Source organism: Streptomyces sp. NRRL S-340 (assembly GCF_000720185.1).
Lineage (GTDB): Bacteria > Actinomycetota > Actinomycetes > Streptomycetales > Streptomycetaceae > Streptomyces.
This window is the reverse complement of record NZ_JOIY01000052.1, coordinates 51095-68359: the sequence shown is the minus strand read 5'-3', so window position 1 is coordinate 68359 and position 17265 is coordinate 51095. Positions and strand designations below refer to the sequence as shown.

Below are 17265 nucleotides of genomic sequence, written 5' to 3'. Positions count from 1 at the left end.
TCGCCGGTCAGTGCTTCTCGGTGACGCTCTGCGGGCCCGCGGGCGGGGGCACGGTGGCCAGCCGGGAGGGGGCCTGGGCGGTGGCGGCCCGCGACGGCACCGGGCGGCGCTCGGCGAGCGGCACGACGGGCGGCAGCCCGGACGCCTCGTCGGTCTGGCCGAGCACCACGTGGCGCACCACCCGTTCGGCGGCGCGTCCGTCGTCGTAGGGGCAGAACCGCTCGCGGAAGGCGGCCCGCGACCGGGCGGAGCGGGAGCCGCACCAGTGGCCGCCGGTGAGGATGCCGACCAGTTCGTCCGGGGTGCGGGCGACGGCGCCGGGCGGGTGGGCGCGGACGTCGAAGTAGGTGCCGCGGGCCGCCTCGTACGCCTCCCAGTCGTCGGCGTACACGACGATCGGGCGGTCCAGGCCGGCGTAGTCGAACATGATCGACGAGTAGTCGGTGAGCAGGACGTCGGAGGCCAGGCACAGGGACTCGACGCTCGGGTGCGCGCTGACGTCGATGACCCGGCCGCCCGGCACGGCAGCGCCCTGGTCCGGTGCCTCCGGTGCGTGCGTGGCGGGGCCGTCCGGAACGGGACCGTCGTGCGCGCGGGTGAGCGGGCCGTCCTGGGAGTAGTGGGCGCGGGCCAGGACGACGAAGCGCGGGCCGAGCCGCCGGGCGAGGCGCTCCAGGTCCAGAGCGGGGCGCTGGGTGCGGCGGTAGTCGCGGTGGGTCGGCGCGTACAGCAGCGCGACCGCGTCGTCCGGGACGCCCAGCGACGCGCGCAGCGCCGCCACGTCCTGCGGGGTCGCCCGCTGGAAGACGTCGTTGCGCGGGTAGCCGTACTCCAGCGTGGTGTAGCGGCCGGGGTAGACGCGTTCCCAGGTCAGGGTGGTGTGCCGGTTGGCCGACAGGACGTAGTCCCACTTGTCGACGCCCCGCAGCAGTTCGGCGAAGTCCATGCCGCGGGCCGCCGCGGGCCGCTCCTGAAGGTCCAGGCCCATGTGCTTGAGCGGCGTGCCGTGCTGGGTCTGCACGAACACCTGGCCGCGCCGCTTGACCAGGCGGCGGTCGAAGTTGACGTTGTTCACCAGGTACTTGGAGCGGGCCAGCGCCGTCCAGTACGCCGCCGTTCCCCAGGTCAGCGGGCGGGTGCCGGGCGGGAGGGTGCCGTGGTGGCCCGGGCGGGCGGCCCACGCCGTGCGGATGTGCGGCGCGAACTCGCGGAACGCCGCCTCCAGCGCGCCCGGGTTGCAGCCGTGCCCGCGCCCCCAGTAGGCGGCGAACACCGCCCGGTCCTCGCGCAGCGGCAGGCACAGCTGGATCCGGTAGTGCGCCCGGAGCAGGGCGGCCCGCAGCGCCAGCAGCGCGGTGAGCACGGTCTTCGCGGCCCGGCGGCGCAGGGTCATCGCCAGCCGCAGCAGGCGGAACGTGCGGTGCAGGCCGAGGCGGACCAGGGCGTGCCGCAGCCGGGGGCGCGGACCCGGCCGGGCGCCCGGGCAGCGGTAGCGGCGGTAGTACGTGCGGGCCCGGCGCAGGAACTCGGCGCGGCAGCCGCGCGGCAGCCGGCCGGGGCGGGTGAAGACGGTGGTGAAGTGGTCGATCATGCGGCGGAACAGCACCGGCCGCCAGCAGGCCAGGTCGGGCCGCCGGTCCAGGAACGCGAACACCCGGTCGTACTGCGCGAAGACGTCGAAGTGCCGGCGGCTGGTGGTGCCCAGGATGCTGCCCCGCCGCCGCTGCCGGTAGTGCACGCACACCCGGTCCAGGGTGGCGATCGACCCGGCCGCCAGCAGCGCCGGGTACGTCCAGGGCGTGTCCTCGTAGTAGCCGTCCGGGAAGGCGAGGCCCTCGCGCCGCACGAAGTCCCGGCGGTAGGCCTTGTTCCAGGCGACCATCAGCACCCTGAGCAGCCCGGGGCGGTCGGCCAGCCGGAAGGGGGCCGGGCCGTCCTGGCTCAGCGGGCCGGTGACGTCGTCGCGGACGGCCCGGCCGGTCCAGTCGGTGCGGGCGAAGTCGTAGACCAGGAGGTCCGGGTCGCCGGTCTCCTTCAGCCGGGCCGCGATCGCCCACAGCGCGTCCGGGGTGAGGGTGTCGTCGCTGTCCAGGAAGAGCAGGTACTCGCCACTGGCCTGTGCCATCCCCGCGTTGCGGGCGGCGCCCAGACCCCGGTTCTCGCTCAGGTGGACGGCGCGCACGCGCGGGTCGCGGGCCGCGAACTCGTCGATGATCTCCCCGCAGGCGTCCGGTGAGCAGTCGTCGACGGCCACCAGTTCGAGGTCCATGAAGGACTGGGTGAGCACCGACTCCAGGCACTCGTGCAGATACGCCTGAACGCGGTACACGGGGACGATGACACTGAACCTGGGCAACGGGGCATCCAAGGGTCGCGCGGGCGGTCGGTGCTGCCGTGCCCGGAAACGGCCGATGGGGTGAATTGGTTACGGTTCGCTACGGCATATGGGGGATCGTGGGTGAACGGAAGGGGGCGGACCGGTGTCGGTCCGCCCCCAGGGGCGCGTGGTCCGCCGCGTGCGCGGCGGCTACTTGACGGCGCCCGCCATCACGCCGGAGACGAACTGCCGCTGGAAGGCGAAGAACACGGCCAGCGGGATCACCATCGAGATGAACGCGCCCGGCGCCAGGACGTCGACGTTGTTGCCGAACTGCCGTACCTGCGTCTGCAGGGCCACCGTGATCGGCTGGGTGCCGGACTTGGTGAACACCAGCGCGACGAGCATGTCGTTCCACACCCACAGGAACTGGAAGATGCCCAGGCTCGCGATGGCGGGACCGCCCAGCGGCATCACCACCCGTGCGAACAGGCGCAGTTCACCGGCGCCGTCGAGGCGGGCGGCCTCCAGCAGCTCGCGCGGGATCTCCGCGAAGAAGTTCCGCAGCAGGAACACCGCGAACGGCAGGCCGTAGCCGGTGTGGAACAGGATCACCCCGAAGATGGTGCCGAACAGGCCCAGCTTGCCGAACAGTTCGGCGATGGGGATGAGCGCCACCTGCACGGGCACGACCAGCAGGCCGACCACGGCCAGGAACCACCAGTCGCGGCCCGGGAACTCCATCCACGCGAACGCGTAGGCCGCCAGCGAGCCGACCACCACGACGAGCACGGTCGCGGGGACCGTGATCAGGACGGTGTTCAGGAGGGAGTTGGTGATGTCGCCGTTCTCCAGCAGCTTCTGGTAGCTGTCGAAGGTGAGCTGCGAGGGCTTGGTGAACACCGTCCACCAGCCGCCGGTGCTCATGTCCTGCGGTGAGCGCAGCGACGACAGCAGCAGGCCGATCGTCGGCACCAGCCAGAACAGGCCCACCAGGATCAGGAACACCCGGACCAGGCCCCCGCCGGCGATCTCCGCGAGCCGGGAGCCGAGCGGCTGCCGGGCCCCGGCGGGCCGCGCCGCGGGCACCGCCCGCGCCTTCGTGACGGCCTCGGTCGTCATCGCCGCACCTCCCGCCGCAGCCGCCGCATGTCGCTGTGTCCATCCGGGGGGCGCCCCCCGGACCCCCGGCAGTGAGCGTGAGGCCCCCTCATCGCCGCACCTCCCGCCGCAGCCGCCGCATGTTGAACACCATCACCGGGATCACCAGCAGCAGGAGGAACACCGAGATCGCGCTGGCCACGCCCGGGCGGCCCTCCGAGAAGCCCTTGCGGTACAGCTCCAGGGCGAGCACGTTGGCGTCGTCCTGCGAGGAGCCGGGGGCGATGATGAAGACCAGGTCGAAGATCTTCAGCACGTTGATCATCAGGGTGACCGCGACGACCGCGAGCACCGGGGCGAGCAGCGGCACGGTGATCCTGCGGAACACCTGCCATTCGCTCGCACCGTCCACGCGGGCCGCCTCCAGCAGCTCCCGCGGCACGCCCGCGAGCCCCGCCGCGATCAGCACCATCGCGAACCCGGCCCACATCCACACGTAGGCGCCGATGACGGCCGGGGTGACCAGCGAGGGACCGAGCCAGTCGACGCCGTTGTACGGCTCCTTGAAGTTGCTCGCGGGCAGCCGCAGCAGCGCCCCGTCGGCCGAGGCGGGCAGCGTGAACGTGCCGTCGGAGGCGGCCTTCGTGCCGGCCACCACCTTGCCGTCCTTGACCGCCTCGATCCGCATCCCGGCGTAGCCCTGCTCGGACGGGTCCACCGCGCCGAGCCGGCCGACGCCCTTGCCGCGCGTGAAGTCCTGCCAGGTGGTGCCGGTGACCTTCCCCGGCTCGGCCGGTGCCGGGGCGGCCTTCTTCGCACCGTCCGGCATCCGGTCGGGGGCGACGCCGACCAGCGGCAGCGCCACCGACTGGCCCGTGTGCACCGGGCTCGTGGTGAGGAAGCCGCCGTGGTCGGGCTTGAGCGGCGAGTTCCGGCCCGGGTGGGCCTTCGGGAACGCCGACGACTGCGCGAACGTGTCGTGGACGCCGACCCACACCGCGTTGGCGACGCCCTTGTCCGGGTCCTGGTCGTACACCAGCCGGAAGATGATCCCGGCCGCCAGCATCGAGATCGCCATCGGCATGAAGACGACCAGCTTGAACGCCGTGCCCCAGCGCACCCGTTCGGTCAGCACCGCGAAGATCAGGCCGAGCGCGGTGGCGACCGCGGGCGCGACCACCACCCAGATGACGTTGTTCTTCAGCGCGGTGCGGATGCCGTCGTCGGTGAACAGGGCCTTGTAGTTGTCGAACCCCGTGAAGCCGTGGCCGGAGGAGTCGTAGAAGCTGCGGACGAGGGAGTACCCGATCGGGTAGACCACGAGCGCGCCGAGCAGCACCAGGGCGGGCAGCAGGAAGAGGACCGCCACGGTCCTGCGGGTGCCGGTCACGCTCTTGCGCGGGGAAGGGGAGGAGGGCGGCGCCGTCCGTGCGGCGGCACCCTCCGCGGCTGCCGACGTCATCGCCGGGTCAGCTTCCGCCGCCGTAGGCCGCCGCGGCGTCCTTCTCCAGCTTCGCCTGGGTGCCCGCGACGTCCGAGGGGTTCTTCAGGAAGTCCTGGAGGTCCTTCCACTCGCCCTTGCCGGGGGTGCCGCCGAAGGCCTGCGGGGCCTGGTCGGACATGTCGAAGCGGAAGTCGTCGCCGGACCCGATCAGCGCCTTGGCGATCTTGCGCTGCACCTCGTTCGGGTACGCCGACTCCGGGACGTTCTTGTTCGGGGACAGGTAGCCGCCGAGCTTCGCCTGGATCGTCGCCGCGTCCGGCGAGGCCAGGAACGTCACCAGGGCCTGCGCCGCCTTGGAGTCCTTGAGGATCACCGCCGCGTCGCCGCCGGAGACCACCGGCGCGGTGGCGCCCACGGCCGGGAACGGGAACACCTTCGCGTCGGTGCCCACCTTCGCCTTGGTCTCACCGATGTTGACCTGCGCGAAGTCGCCCTCGTAGACCATGGCGGCCTTCGGCTGGTCGCCGCCGGTGAAGGTCTGGGTGACGGAGGCCGGGAACTCGACCTGGAGCGCGCCGCTCTGACCGCCCGCGATGTAGTCCTTCTTGGACCAGATCTGCGCGAGCGTGGTGAGCGCCTGCTTGACCGACGGATCCGTCCACTTGATCTTGTGCTGGGCGAGCTGGTCGTACTTCTGGGGGCCCGCCTGGGACAGGTAGACGTTCTCGAACCAGTCGGTCAGCGTCCAGCCGTCGGCGCCGCCGACCGAGAACGGGGTGACCCCGGAGTCGTAGACCGCCTGCGCGGTGGTCAGCAGGTCCTTCCACGTCTTGGGCTCGCTCGCCCCCGCACCCTCCAGGACCTTGGCGTTGTACCAGATCAGCGACTTGTTGGCGGCCTTGTAGTAGGCGCCGTACTGCTTGCCGCCGACCTTGCCGATGTCCTGCCAGCCCTGCGAGTAGTTCTTGGCGAGCTGCGCCTGCGCCTCGGGGCCGAGCGGTTTGGCCCACTTCTTGTCCACGGCCTGCTTGATGGCGCCCGGCTGCGGGAGCAGCGCCACGTCCGGCGGCTGACCGCCCGCGATCTTCGAACCGAGGAAGTTGATGATCGGGTCCTGCGCGGGGACGAAGGTGACCTTGGCGCCGGTGCGCCTGGTGAACTCCGCGAGGACCTTCTTGAAGTTGGCCTGCTCGGCACCCGTCCAGACGGCGGCGACCTCCAGGGACGCGCCGTCCAGCTTGGGCAGGGTGACGGTCGCGCCGCTGCCCGCGTCCCCGCCGGTGCCACTGCTGCTCGGACCGTCGGCCTTCTTGTCGTCGCCCGAACCGCCGCACGCGGTCAGGGAGAGGGCCAGTGCGCCGGCGGCGAGGACCGCCGCCGCCCTGGCCGCACGGCCGGCCCCGGCGGGCCGCGCGGGTCTGCCGGTTCCCGCCGGGCTGATGGGTCTGTCTGTCCGGATGGTGCTGCGCCTGCTGTGCATCACTGCCCCGTTCTTCGTACTCGTCGAACGTCCGAGCGCTGTCCCGTGCTGCACTGTCCTACGCCGGGGTCCGGATGTCGGCAAGAGCGCCCCCCGCCTCAACCCCGTGATCGTGATGAGGTCGTGACGGAGCGTCAGGGCGGCGGTCCGGGAGCGGGACGCGCACGGCTCGGCGCGGCACCGGACGGCACCGGGGCGGCCCTCAGATCAGGGACGGCACCCGGGCCGCGGCCACCTCCCGCGCCGCCCGCTCCAACGCGCTCGCCAGCAGGGCCAGATCCGTCGGGCCGTTGCCCAGCTCGCGCACCGAACGGCGGGTGGGCGGGTCGCCCATGCGCTGCCACTCCAGCGGCACCACCGTGGGGCGCTGGGTCGCCGTCCGCGGGATGCGGCCCGTGACCCGGCCGCCCTGGAACGGCGTCACCCGGCCGTCGGCGGCGGTCAGCCGGCCCCGCCCCGGCGCCGGCCGGCCGCCGGCGCCGCCCGGCCGCTCCAGCGGCCCGGCCGCCCCGGGCCCGGACTCCGGCGGGTCGAGGACGACGCGCAGCGAGGCCCGGCGGACCGGTTCCGTCTGCGCCGTACGGCCTCCCGGGGCGGTGGCCGCCACCAGGTGGACGCCGAGCCGCTCGCCGTCCCGGGCCACCGCCTCCAGCGCGCGTATCACGGACCCGGCGGCGGGCCGGCCGGGCGAACCCAGCGCCGGGGAGACCAGGGCGTCCAGGTCGTCCACGACCACGACGAGCCGGGGCAGCGGGGGTGCCGCCTCGGTCCGGGCCCGCGCCGCCGCGGGCCGCAGCCGCAGTGTGGAGCTGGGCGGGGTGTCGATGTCGTCCGCGCCCGCTCCCGTCGCCGGGCCGCTCCCCGGGCCCGGCGGCCCGGAGCGCTGGGCGACGACCCGGCCGGACAGCCCCCGCCGCCCGTGCCACTCGGCGAAGTCCGCCAGCCCCAGCAGCTCGGCCCGCCGCTTCAGCTCGGCGCTCAGCGACTGGGCGAACTCCCGCATCCGCACCGGGTCGTTGGCGGTGAGGTGCGTCGTCACGTGCGGTACGTCCGTACACACCCGCAGACCCTCCCCGGGCCCGCCGGCGGTGCCGGTGCCGTCCCGGCCGTCCACCAGCACGATGCCCAGGCGGTCCGGGCGCTCGGCGGCGGCCAGCGACGCCACCACCGAACGCAGCAGTTCCGTACGGCCGCTGCCCGCCGGCCCCTCGACCAGCAGGTGCGGCCCGTCGGCCACGAGGTCGGCGCAGACCGGTCCGCGCGGACCGGCCCCGAGTATCGCCCAGGCCCGGCCGCCGAGGGCCGTGGCGTCGTCGGCCGCGTCCGCCCAGCGGGCCTGCAACGAGGCCGGGGTGGCGCGGGCCAGCCCCAGTTCGTCCAGCAGCCGCGCCGACAGCGGCAGCGGCGCCGACACCCGCGCCGGCCGGTTCCCGGCCGCTGTCTCCGCCGACCGCAGCGGTGCCAGCGCCCGCGCGAACCGCTCGGCCCACGCCGGGGACACCGCGTCGACGACGGCCACGGTGCCCGGGGCCACGGGCCGCCGCGCCCGGCCGCCGGAGCGGGCGACGCGCATCAGCCGCAGCGCGGTCGCCACGTCACCGCCGAGCAGCGCGACGGCGCCGCACTCCCGGAACACCGGCGAGGCCGCGCACGCCGCCTCGTACGCCTCTTCGTATTCGTAGGCCCCTTGGTACGGCTCTCCGTGCGCCCCTCGGTGCGGCTGCCCGCCGTGCGCGGCCTCGTAGGGCTCCTCGTACGGCCTCTCGTACGTCCCCTGGTGGGCCTGCGGCACCGCGGGCGCGGTGGCGGCCGCCGCCTCCGCCAGGCAGATCACGTGGATCCCCGCGCGGGGACCCTCCTGCGCCAGCCGGGCCACCGCGTCGCGCACGGCGGTGCCGCCGGGGTCGCCGTCGACGACGACCACGGTGTACGGACCCGCGAAGCCGCCGGCCGGACCGGACGCCGTCTCCTCACGCGCCCAGGAGGGGCGGTGGGCGGACGCGGGGGCGGGTGCGGGGACGGCCCCGGCGGGGTGCGGCGCGGCCGGCCCGTCGCCGGCGCCCGGTGCACCGCCCGGTGCGGTGCCTTCGGTGCGGTCCGCGCGGATCGCCGCGGGCTCCGGGGCACGGGTGTCCGCCAGGTGGTCCTCCAGGCGGCGCAGGAGTTCGCCGGTGCGGGCCGCGGCCTGCTCGCGGTCGTAGGCCAGGAGCAGCCGGCAGTCCTGGCCGTGGCCCGGCCGCAGATGGGGGAGCCAGCCGAGCCAGGACCACTCCGCCGTCCGCTCCTGTGCCGGACGGGCGCGGTCCGTGCTGAGCAGCACGATCTCCAGGGCGTCGGGGGAGTGCAGCGCGGCGAGCTGGGCCAGCACCGCGCGGGCCAGCCCGGACAGGCGGGCGCGTGGTCCGGCCAGGCCCAGCGCCCCCACCTCGCGCAGGTCAGCCGTCACCGGGACCGCGGGCAGCAGCCGTCCGGAGCCGTCGGGCGCGGGGCGGTCGGCGGTGCCCAGGCGCACCGTCAGCGCCTCGGGGTGTCCCGGACCGCGCTCCCACAGCCGGGGGCCGGGACCCAGCGCGGTCAGCAGCAGCGCCGCCGGGTCCGGCCACGTCTCAGGCGACCGGGGCGTCGCCCAGGGCCCGGGCGCGGTCCCGTCCGGCGCGTCCGCCGCCGTGTCGTCGTACGCCTCGCCACGGGCCGCGGCCTCGCCGCGCCCGCCGGCCAGCCGCCGCGCCCACGCGCCGAGCCCGCCGCGCCTGCGCAGTGCCTGGGGCACGTCCGTCCCCCGCACGGGCGTGCCCTTGCGCCCGCCGCCGTCGGAGGAGCCGTCCCGGTCCGGTGCGGCACCGGGGTAGCCGGCGACTCCGGACCGGCCCGCGTGGGTGTCGCCGCCCCGGCTCTCGATCCGCGGTGCGCGGCCCTGCGGGGGTACGGCGGGGGCGCCGGCCGGTCCGCGCTCCCAGGTGTGCGGGGCCGCCGCCCCCGGGACCTGTCCGGCGGACCAGGCGGCGGTGCCGGTCCCCGCCACGGTCGCCGCGCCCGGACCGGAGCCTGAACCGGCGCCCGGTCCTGCGTCCCGGAAGGCTTCCGCCTCCGCACCCGGGTGGCGGGGGGCTTCCGGTTCCGTACGGTCCCAGGATCCCGTTGCCGGGCGGTGGCCGCCGCTCCGCGCGTCCGTGGGGGCGGGGCCCGCGAGCCGGGCGTGGCCCTCGCCGTCCGGGGCCGTCTCCCTGCGGGCCGCCGGGCCCGCGGACGGGGTCAGGCGCAGCACCGACTCGCCGATGCGCAGCAGCGCGCCCGGGGCGAAGCGGACCGGGCGGTCCACGGGCCGGCCGTCCAGCGCGGTGCCGTTGGTGGAGCCGAGGTCGGCGACCGAGACCCGGCCGTCGGGGGCCACGGTCACCGCGCAGTGCACGCGGGAGACGTCGGGGTCGTCGAGCGGGACGTCGGCGTCGGCGGAACGGCCGACCGTGATCTGGCCGCCGTGCAGCAGGTGGACACCGCCCGCGTCCGGGCCCGCGATCACGTGCAGCTGGGTCGGGGCCTCGTCCAGCTCGGGGTGCGCCTCGGGTTGGGCGGGGGCGCCCAGGGACAGCACCGCGCCGTCCAGCAGCGGGGGCTCGCCGAGCGTGCAGCGCTGGGCGTCCAGCCGCTCCGCACCCGCGTACAGCACCACCGGGCCGGCGCCGGGCTCCCGGCCGGGCCGCTCGGCGGCCCCGGCGTCCCCGGCGACCGCGGCGGCGAGGGCGGAGGCCACCGCGGCGAGGGCCGTCCCCGCGGGCGCCGTGACCAGCACGTCACGGCTCGCGGCGCGGCCCCGGGCCGTGGGGGTGGGCGGGCCCAGCGGGTCTACGACGGTCAGCCGGATCTGCATCGCCGTCAGCGGTCCCTTCTGCGCGGGCGCCCGCGAACCGGAGGGGACGATGCCGCTCCGCGGCCCCCCAACCGCGGACATTCCCCCCACCGCCGCACGGGCACGTCGGCCAGTACTGCAGGCATCCTCGCACCTGCCACCGACACCCTGCCCGCCGCCCACCGGCAAGTGATCTTGATTGGTCGGCTCTGCCCCCAAAAGTGCCTGGCCGGCGCTTCGCGGATGACCGGTTGAGATCGGTCACGTCCGGTTTTGGCAACCTGCCGGTCCGGATCGAGCGTCTTCCCTTCGAACGGAGACATGGCCCGGCCCGGGAAGGCGGTCCCCCGGGGGAGGGGAACTTCGACCGGCCGGTGCCGGGCGGGACGGCACTACAGTGTGTCGGAACGTAGGCGAGCGACAGGGAGCGCATGACGTGCGGCCGGTAGGCAGCAAATACCTCCTGGAGGAACCGCTCGGACGCGGTGCCACCGGGACCGTCTGGCGAGCCCGCCAGCACCAGCGGGCGGGGGCCGAGGCGGCCGTGCCCGGCCAGCCCGGCGAGACCGTCGCGATCAAGGTGCTCAAGGAGGAGCTGGCGAACGACGCGGACGTCGTGATGCGGTTCCTGCGGGAGCGGTCCGTCCTGCTCCGCCTCACCCATCCGAACATCGTCCGGGTGCGCGACCTGGTCGTCGAGGGCGACCTGCTGGCGCTGGTCATGGACCTCGTCGACGGCCCCGACCTGCACCGCTACCTGCGCGAGAACGGCCCGCTCACCCCGGTCGCCGCGGCACTGCTCACCGCGCAGATCGCCGACGCGCTCGCCGCGAGCCACGCCGACGGGGTGGTCCACCGCGACCTGAAACCGGCCAACGTGCTGCTGAAGCAGGACGACGGGCAGATGCACCCGATGCTGACCGACTTCGGCATCGCCCGGCTGGCCGACTCGCCCGGTCTGACCCGTACCCACGAGTTCGTCGGCACGCCCGCCTACGTGGCGCCCGAGTCCGCCGAGGGCCGCCCGCAGACCTCCGCCGTCGACATCTACGGTGCCGGCATCCTGCTGTACGAGCTGGTCACGGGGCGGCCGCCGTTCTCCGGCGGCTCCGCCCTTGAGGTCCTGCACCAGCACCTGAGCGCCGAACCGCGCCGCCCCTCCACGGTCCCCGACCCGCTGTGGACGGTGATCGAGCGCTGCCTGCGCAAGAACCCGGACGAGCGGCCGAGCGCGGAGAACCTGGCGCGCGCCCTGCGCGTGGTCGCCGAGGGCGTCGGTGTGCACGCGAACGCCGCGCAGATCGCCGCCGCCGAGGGCGTCGGCGCACTGCTGGCCCCCGATCCGGCGCCCGCGCCCGTGCCCGCGCCGGACGGCGTGCCCGGCGCCGCCGACCCCACCCAGGTGCTGCCGCACGGCACACCGGCGTACGACCCGAACGGCGCGACCAGTGTCCTGCCGCACACCGGCGCCCCGCAGGGGCCGGACGGTCCGCCGGGCGCCGCAGACCCGACCACCGTGATGCCCCACGGCGCCGCCGGTCCCACGAGCGTGATGCCGCCCGTGCCGCCCGGGCATGATCCGGACCAGCCGCACCCCTGGCAGTCCCAGCTGCGCGCGGCCCGCGACCGCAACGAGCAGACGCAGGTCCAGTACCTCGACCCGGCCGAGGACCCGCTGCGCCGCCGCCCCCAGCGGCAGGTCGCCCGGCCCCAGCAGCAGCCCCGGCAGGGCCGTCCGCAGCAGCCGCAGCCCGGTTACGGCTACCCCCAGCAGCAGCCGCAGCCCCGGTACGCGACCCCGCAGCCCCAGCAGTACGCCCCGGCGCCGCAGCGGCCCGAGCCCCAGCGCTACGCGCCGCCGCCCGCCGCCGAACCGCAGCGCCCGGCGCGTGAGCCGAGGCCGCCGCGGCAGCGCGGCGCGAACCCGATGAAGATCCCTGGACTGGGCTGCCTGAAGGGCTGTCTGTTCACGATCGTCATCCTGTTCGTCGCGGGCTGGCTGGTGTGGGAGCTGAGCCCGTTGCAGGACTGGATCGGCACCGGCCGGGGCTACTGGTCCCAGCTGACCCACTGGTTCGACCAGGCGGCCGGCTGGGTCAAGAAACTCGGCGGCTGACCCGCGGACCCCCGCTCCCTGGGCGGACCCCCGCTCCCTGGGCGGGGGTCCGCCCGTCCGGTCATGCCCTCGCGAGTTTGGATATTTGTCGACACCTGGCGGGTGATTTCCGTCTCCGCGGTGAAGGTTGCCTCGTCGGACGCGTAGTTTTGTCGGCAACACGCGTCTGTAGGAGCAGTCTTGGCACGGAAGATCGGCAGCCGGTACACCGCGAACCAGATCCTGGGGCGGGGCAGCGCCGGCACGGTGTGGCTGGGCGAGGGACCGGAGGGGCCCGTCGCCATCAAGCTGCTGCGTGAGGACCTCGCGTCCGACCAGGAGCTGGTGGGCCGCTTCGTGCAGGAGCGGACGGCCCTGCTGGGCCTGGAGCATCCGCACGTGGTCTCCGTGCGCGACATGGTGGTCGACGGCAACGACCTCGCCCTCGTCATGGACCTGGTCCGCGGCACCGACCTGCGCACCCGCCTGGAGCGCGAGCGCCGGCTCTCCCCCGAGGCCGCCGTCGCGATCGTGGCCGACGTGGCGGACGGGCTGGCCGCGGCGCACGCCGCCGGGGTGGTGCACCGCGACGTCAAGCCGGAGAACATCCTGCTCGACATGCAGGGCCCCCTCGGCCCCGGCGGCGCCCATCCCGCGCTGCTGACCGACTTCGGTGTCGCCAAGCTCATCGACTCGCCCAGGCGCACCCGCGCCACGAAGATCATCGGCACCCCGGACTACCTCGCGCCGGAGATCGTGGAGGGCCTGCCCCCGCGAGCGGCGGTGGACATCTACGCCCTGGCGACGGTGCTCTACGAGCTGCTGGCCGGCTTCACCCCGTTCGGCGGCGGCCACCCGGGCGCGGTCCTTCGCCGCCACGTCACCGAGAGCGTCGTCCCGCTGCCCGGCATCCCCGACGAGCTGTGGCAGCTGATCGTGCAGTGCCTGGCGAAGGGACCGGCGTCCCGGCTGCGGGCGTCCGAGCTGGCGGCACGGCTGCGGGAACTGCTGCCGATGCTGGCGGGCATGCCGCCCCTGGAGGTGGACGAACCGGACACGGACCCGGCCCGGGAGAACGGTGAGGAGGCCCCCGAGGAGGCCGCGGCACCGGTGGCCGACCGGTCCCGCCGCCGGGGCGCGGTCCCGCTGGTGCCCGGCGCGCAGCCGGACTCCAACCGGGACACCCACACCTCGATGCGGGTGCCCGCGCCGGACGAGCTGGCCGGCGGAGCCCTCGGCACGGCCCGCGCGCCCCGCACGCCCGGCGCCCCCCGTCCCGGCTCGGCCCGGCACCGCACCGCGGCCCGCCGCCGCCGGATCACGCTGAGCGTGGCCGGGGTGGTGCTCGTCGCCGCGGTGGGCGCGGGTGCCTGGTGGGCGTCCTCGGGCGACGAGGGCACGGCCCCCGCCCAGGACCCGAAGCACTCGGCTCCCTCCTCACCCTGATCCGCGGCCCGGCCCCGCGCCCGGGTCCCGCGCCCGGGTCCCGTGCCCGGCGCCGCCCCTCCGATGCTCCCGTCCGGCGCTGGCCGCCTGACGGAGCCGTTACGCTGGAGGCGTGGCAGTCGTCGATGTATCCGAAGAGCTGAAGTCCCTCTCCTCGACCATGGAGTCGATCGAGGCCGTTCTGGACCTCGACAGGTTGAGGGCAGACATCGCCGTGCTCGAGGAGCAGGCGGCCGCGCCGTCCCTGTGGGACAACCCGGACGAGGCGCAGAAGATCACCAGCCGGCTCTCCCACCTCCAGGCGGAGGTCCGGAAGGCCGAGGCGCTGCGCGGCCGGATCGACGATCTCGCCGTGCTGTTCGAGATGGCCGAGGAGGAGGACGACCCGGACACCCGCGCCGAGGCCGAGTCCGAGCTGGCCTCGGTGCGCAAGGCGCTGGACGAGATGGAGGTCCGCACGCTCCTGTCCGGCGAGTACGACTCGCGGGAAGCCCTCGTCAACATCCGTGCCGAGGCCGGTGGCGTGGACGCCGCCGACTTCGCCGAGCGGCTCCAGCGCATGTACCTGCGCTGGGCCGAGCAGCACGGCTACAAGACCGAGGTCTACGAGACGTCGTACGCGGAAGAGGCCGGCATCAAGTCGACCACCTTCGCCGTCCAGGTGCCCTACGCCTACGGCACGCTCTCGGTGGAGCAGGGCACGCACCGGCTCGTGCGCATCTCGCCCTTCGACAACCAGGGGCGCCGGCAGACCTCCTTCGCCGGCGTGGAGATCCTCCCCGTCGTCGAGCAGTCCGACCACGTCGAGATCGACGAGAGCGAACTGCGCATCGACGTCTACCGGTCCTCCGGCCCCGGCGGCCAGGGCGTGAACACGACCGACTCCGCGGTCCGCATCACCCACCTGCCCACCGGCATCGTCGTCTCCTGCCAGAACGAGCGCTCGCAGATCCAGAACAAGGCCACGGCGATGAACGTCCTCCAGGCCAAGCTGCTGGAGCGGCGCCGCCAGGAGGAGCAGGCCAAGATGGACGCCCTCAAGGGCGACGGCGGCAACTCCTGGGGCAACCAGATGCGTTCCTACGTCCTGCACCCGTACCAGATGGTGAAGGACCTGCGCACCGATTTCGAGGTCGGCAATCCCGAGGCCGTGTTCAACGGCGAGATCGACGGGTTCCTGGAGGCCGGAATTCGCTGGCGCAAGCAGCAGGAACAGCAGAGCAAGTAAAAAACGGACGCTTTGTCGACAAGGCAACTGCTGCCCTCGGGGCGGCAGTTGCCTTTTCCGTACCCGATGTCTGGGTTTTGCGTCACACTCACATCGCTCTTCGTCCGGCAAAGAACGCGTACCCGGACATCGCGGTCGCAACGGCCTTGACGTTGCTTTGAAATATGGGAAGGGTGAGGCGCGGCATGCGTATCCAACGGGGCGCATGTGAACCGGGGGGCTTCATCTTTCAGCTGTCTCCGTCGATCACTGCCCCGAGCGCGGCCTCATTGACGATCGGCTACTGGGGGTAGCGAACATATGACGAAGAAGACGCGGGTCCGGGTCGCGCGCATAGCCGCGGGCGCCGTGATCGCCGCGGGTGCCTCGCTGACCGCCGCGGGAGCGGCTTCCGCGCTGGACGCGAACGTGCAGGTCGGCCCGGTCAGCCTCGGCCTGAAGGCGGGGGACGGCGACCCCTGCGACATCGTCGTCGACCCTAGCTGTGGCGAGGGCAACAACGGTGGCTCCGGCGACAACGGTGGCTCCGGTGACAACGGTGGCTCGGGCGACAACGGTGGCTCCGGTGACAACGGTGGCTCCGGTGACAACGGTGGCTCGGGCGACAACGGTCGGGCGACAACGGTGGCTCCGGTGACAACGGTGGCTCGGGCGACAACGGTGGCTCCGGTGACAACGGTGGCTCGGGCGACAACGGTGGCTCGGGCGACAACGGTGGCTCCGGTGACAACGGCGGCAACGGCAACGGTGGCGGCACCGGCGGCAACGGCGGCGGTGGCGACACCACCGGCGGCACCACCCCCGACGGCGGCAGCAGCAACAACACCGTTCCGCAGGAGCAGGGCTCCTCGGCCCTGACCGACACCGGCTCGGACACCACCGCCGACACGTCGAACGCCGCGCCCCAGGGCAGCGGCAAGGCGCTGGCCGAGACCGGTGCGGGCCAGACCGCGTTCCTGCTGATCGGCGCCGCGACGATGATCGCCGGCGGCATCGGCTTCCGCGTGCTGCCGCGCGTGATGGCGGGCCGCGGCGGCGCCGCCGCCTGAGCGTGCCCACAGCCCCACGGGGCGTGACCGACGCACGGTGAGGGGCCCGGAGCGAACCGCTCCGGGCCCCTTCGCCCTGTCCGACTCGAGGACCGCGGCTACGCGGTCTGGTGCGCCAGCAGCGCCACCCCGGCGATCAGCACCGCCAGCAGCGCGACCAGCGCCATCGGGTTCAGCCCGGCGAGGAAGTTGTTCTCCTGCTGCAGCCGCTCGCGGTTCGCGCGGCACACCGGGCACCGGCCCTCGCTCACGGGCGCCGCGCAGTTCGCGCACACCAGCCGGTCGTACGTCATGCGCTCGCCCTCCTCGCACCGATTACATCCCGACAACGTCCGCGGCCCCGCGAACGTTCCCTTCTCCACCATGCCAGGTTCCCCGGATTTCAGCGCGGGGTCCTCCGCGATCCCGTCGGGAGGGACGTACGGCGGGGACGAGAAGACAAAACGCACAACTGTCCCCAACCCCGACCGGTGACTGCGCTCGCACACCCGACTCGCGTATGGTCACGCTCATCTACCCCCGGCGACCCGTGGTGCATCCGTGATCCGATTCGACAATGTCTCCAAGGTCTACCCCAAGCAGACCCGCCCCGCTCTCAGGGATGTCTCCCTGGAAGTCGAGAAGGGCGAGTTCGTGTTCCTCGTGGGGTCCTCCGGCTCCGGAAAGTCCACCTTCCTGCGGCTGATCCTCCGCGAGGAGCGGTGCAGCCACGGACAGGTGCACGTCCTGGGCAAGGACCTCGCGCGGCTGTCCAACTGGAAGGTGCCGCAGATGCGCCGCCAGCTGGGCACCGTGTTCCAGGACTTCCGCCTGCTGCCGAACAAGACGGTCGCGGAGAACGTGGCCTTCGCGCAGGAGGTCATCGGCAAGTCGAAGGGCGAGATCCGCAAGTCCGTGCCGCAGGTGCTGGACCTCGTCGGGCTCGGCGGCAAGGAGGACCGCAGGCCGGGCGAGTTGTCCGGCGGTGAGCAGCAGCGCGTCGCCATCGCGCGGGCGTTCGTGAACCGGCCCAAGCTGCTGATCGCCGACGAGCCCACCGGCAACCTCGACCCGCAGACCTCCGTAGGCATCATGAAGCTGCTCGACCGGATCAACCGGACGGGCACCACCGTGGTGATGGCGACCCACGACCAGAACATCGTGGACCAGATGCGCAAGCGCGTCATCGAGCTGGAGAAGGGCCGCCTCGTCCGCGACCAGGCGCGCGGCGTCTACGGCTACCAGCACTGAGAAGTCCACGACGGAAAGGCTTGACCAG

At 74.0% G+C, this 17265-nt stretch carries 10 protein-coding genes and 1 pseudogene; 5 read left to right on the top strand and 6 right to left on the bottom strand.

Annotated features, from left to right (window positions below):
* Window positions 1–7 precede the first annotated feature (7 nt).
* From IG64_RS31955 to IG64_RS31935, 5 genes are all read right to left on the bottom strand, one after another.
* A complete protein-coding gene (locus tag IG64_RS31955) occupies window positions 8–2356 on the bottom strand; it encodes a bifunctional glycosyltransferase/CDP-glycerol:glycerophosphate glycerophosphotransferase (RefSeq protein WP_037862590.1) in 2349 nt (782 codons plus the stop codon).
* Window positions 2357–2527: 171 nt separating this feature from the next.
* The gene (locus tag IG64_RS31950; RefSeq protein ID WP_037862588.1) at window positions 2528–3439 is read right to left on the bottom strand and encodes a carbohydrate ABC transporter permease; all 912 of its coding nucleotides are present in this window, start codon (window positions 3437–3439) and stop codon (window positions 2528–2530) included.
* 88 nt (window positions 3440–3527) lie between these two features.
* A complete protein-coding gene (locus IG64_RS31945; RefSeq protein WP_420710025.1) occupies window positions 3528–4880 on the bottom strand; it encodes a carbohydrate ABC transporter permease in 1353 nt (450 codons plus the stop codon).
* Window positions 4881–4887: 7 nt separating this feature from the next.
* Window positions 4888–6342, bottom strand: a complete 1455-nt coding sequence (locus IG64_RS31940) for an ABC transporter substrate-binding protein (RefSeq protein ID WP_234438679.1) — start codon at window positions 6340–6342, stop codon at window positions 4888–4890.
* A 202-nt stretch (window positions 6343–6544) separates the two neighbouring features.
* The gene (locus tag IG64_RS31935; RefSeq protein WP_037862586.1) at window positions 6545–10210 is read right to left on the bottom strand and encodes an FHA domain-containing protein; all 3666 of its coding nucleotides are present in this window, start codon (window positions 10208–10210) and stop codon (window positions 6545–6547) included.
* 415 nt (window positions 10211–10625) lie between these two features.
* Between IG64_RS31935 and IG64_RS31930 the strand changes: the two genes are divergently transcribed.
* The 4 genes and pseudogenes from IG64_RS31930 to IG64_RS39615 all read left to right on the top strand — a co-directional run bounded on the left by IG64_RS31930 (window position 10626) and on the right by IG64_RS39615 (window position 16007).
* Window positions 10626–12305, top strand: coding sequence for a serine/threonine-protein kinase (locus IG64_RS31930; protein WP_037862585.1), 1680 nt, complete (start codon window positions 10626–10628; stop codon window positions 12303–12305).
* A gap of 180 nt (window positions 12306–12485) precedes the next feature.
* Window positions 12486–13730 (top strand): serine/threonine-protein kinase, encoded by a 1245-nt coding sequence (locus IG64_RS31925; RefSeq protein ID WP_037862584.1) that lies wholly within the window; start codon window positions 12486–12488, stop codon window positions 13728–13730.
* A 112-nt stretch (window positions 13731–13842) separates the two neighbouring features.
* Window positions 13843–14958: a peptide chain release factor 2 gene (gene prfB / locus IG64_RS31920; RefSeq protein ID WP_037862583.1), complete on the top strand. Its 1116-nt coding sequence runs from the start codon at window positions 13843–13845 to the stop codon at window positions 14956–14958.
* Between the two features lie 300 nt (window positions 14959–15258).
* Window positions 15259–16007: pseudogene (locus IG64_RS39615) on the top strand (hypothetical protein).
* Between the two features lie 98 nt (window positions 16008–16105).
* On the opposite strand, the gene IG64_RS31910 reads toward IG64_RS39615, so the two are convergent.
* Window positions 16106–16300, bottom strand: coding sequence for a hypothetical protein (locus tag IG64_RS31910; RefSeq protein WP_037862579.1), 195 nt, complete (start codon window positions 16298–16300; stop codon window positions 16106–16108).
* A 247-nt stretch (window positions 16301–16547) separates the two neighbouring features.
* Between IG64_RS31910 and ftsE the strand changes: the two genes are divergently transcribed.
* Window positions 16548–17237, top strand: coding sequence for a cell division ATP-binding protein FtsE (ftsE, locus tag IG64_RS31905; protein WP_037862576.1), 690 nt, complete (start codon window positions 16548–16550; stop codon window positions 17235–17237).
* Window positions 17238–17265 lie beyond the last annotated feature (28 nt).

Bases quoted from the DNA above. Each gene is read 5' to 3' on its own strand.
- IG64_RS31950 (WP_037862588.1), bottom strand. From the start codon at position 3,439: ATGACGACCGAGGCCGTCACGAAGGCGCGGGCGGTGCCCGCGGCGCGG.
- IG64_RS31945 (WP_420710025.1), bottom strand. From the start codon at position 4,880: ATGACGTCGGCAGCCGCGGAGGGTGCCGCCGCACGGACGGCGCCGCCC.
- IG64_RS31940 (WP_234438679.1), bottom strand. From the start codon at position 6,342: ATGCACAGCAGGCGCAGCACCATCCGGACAGACAGACCCATCAGCCCG.
- IG64_RS31935 (WP_037862586.1), bottom strand. From the start codon at position 10,210: ATGCAGATCCGGCTGACCGTCGTAGACCCGCTGGGCCCGCCCACCCCC.
- IG64_RS31910 (WP_037862579.1), bottom strand. From the start codon at position 16,300: ATGACGTACGACCGGCTGGTGTGCGCGAACTGCGCGGCGCCCGTGAGC.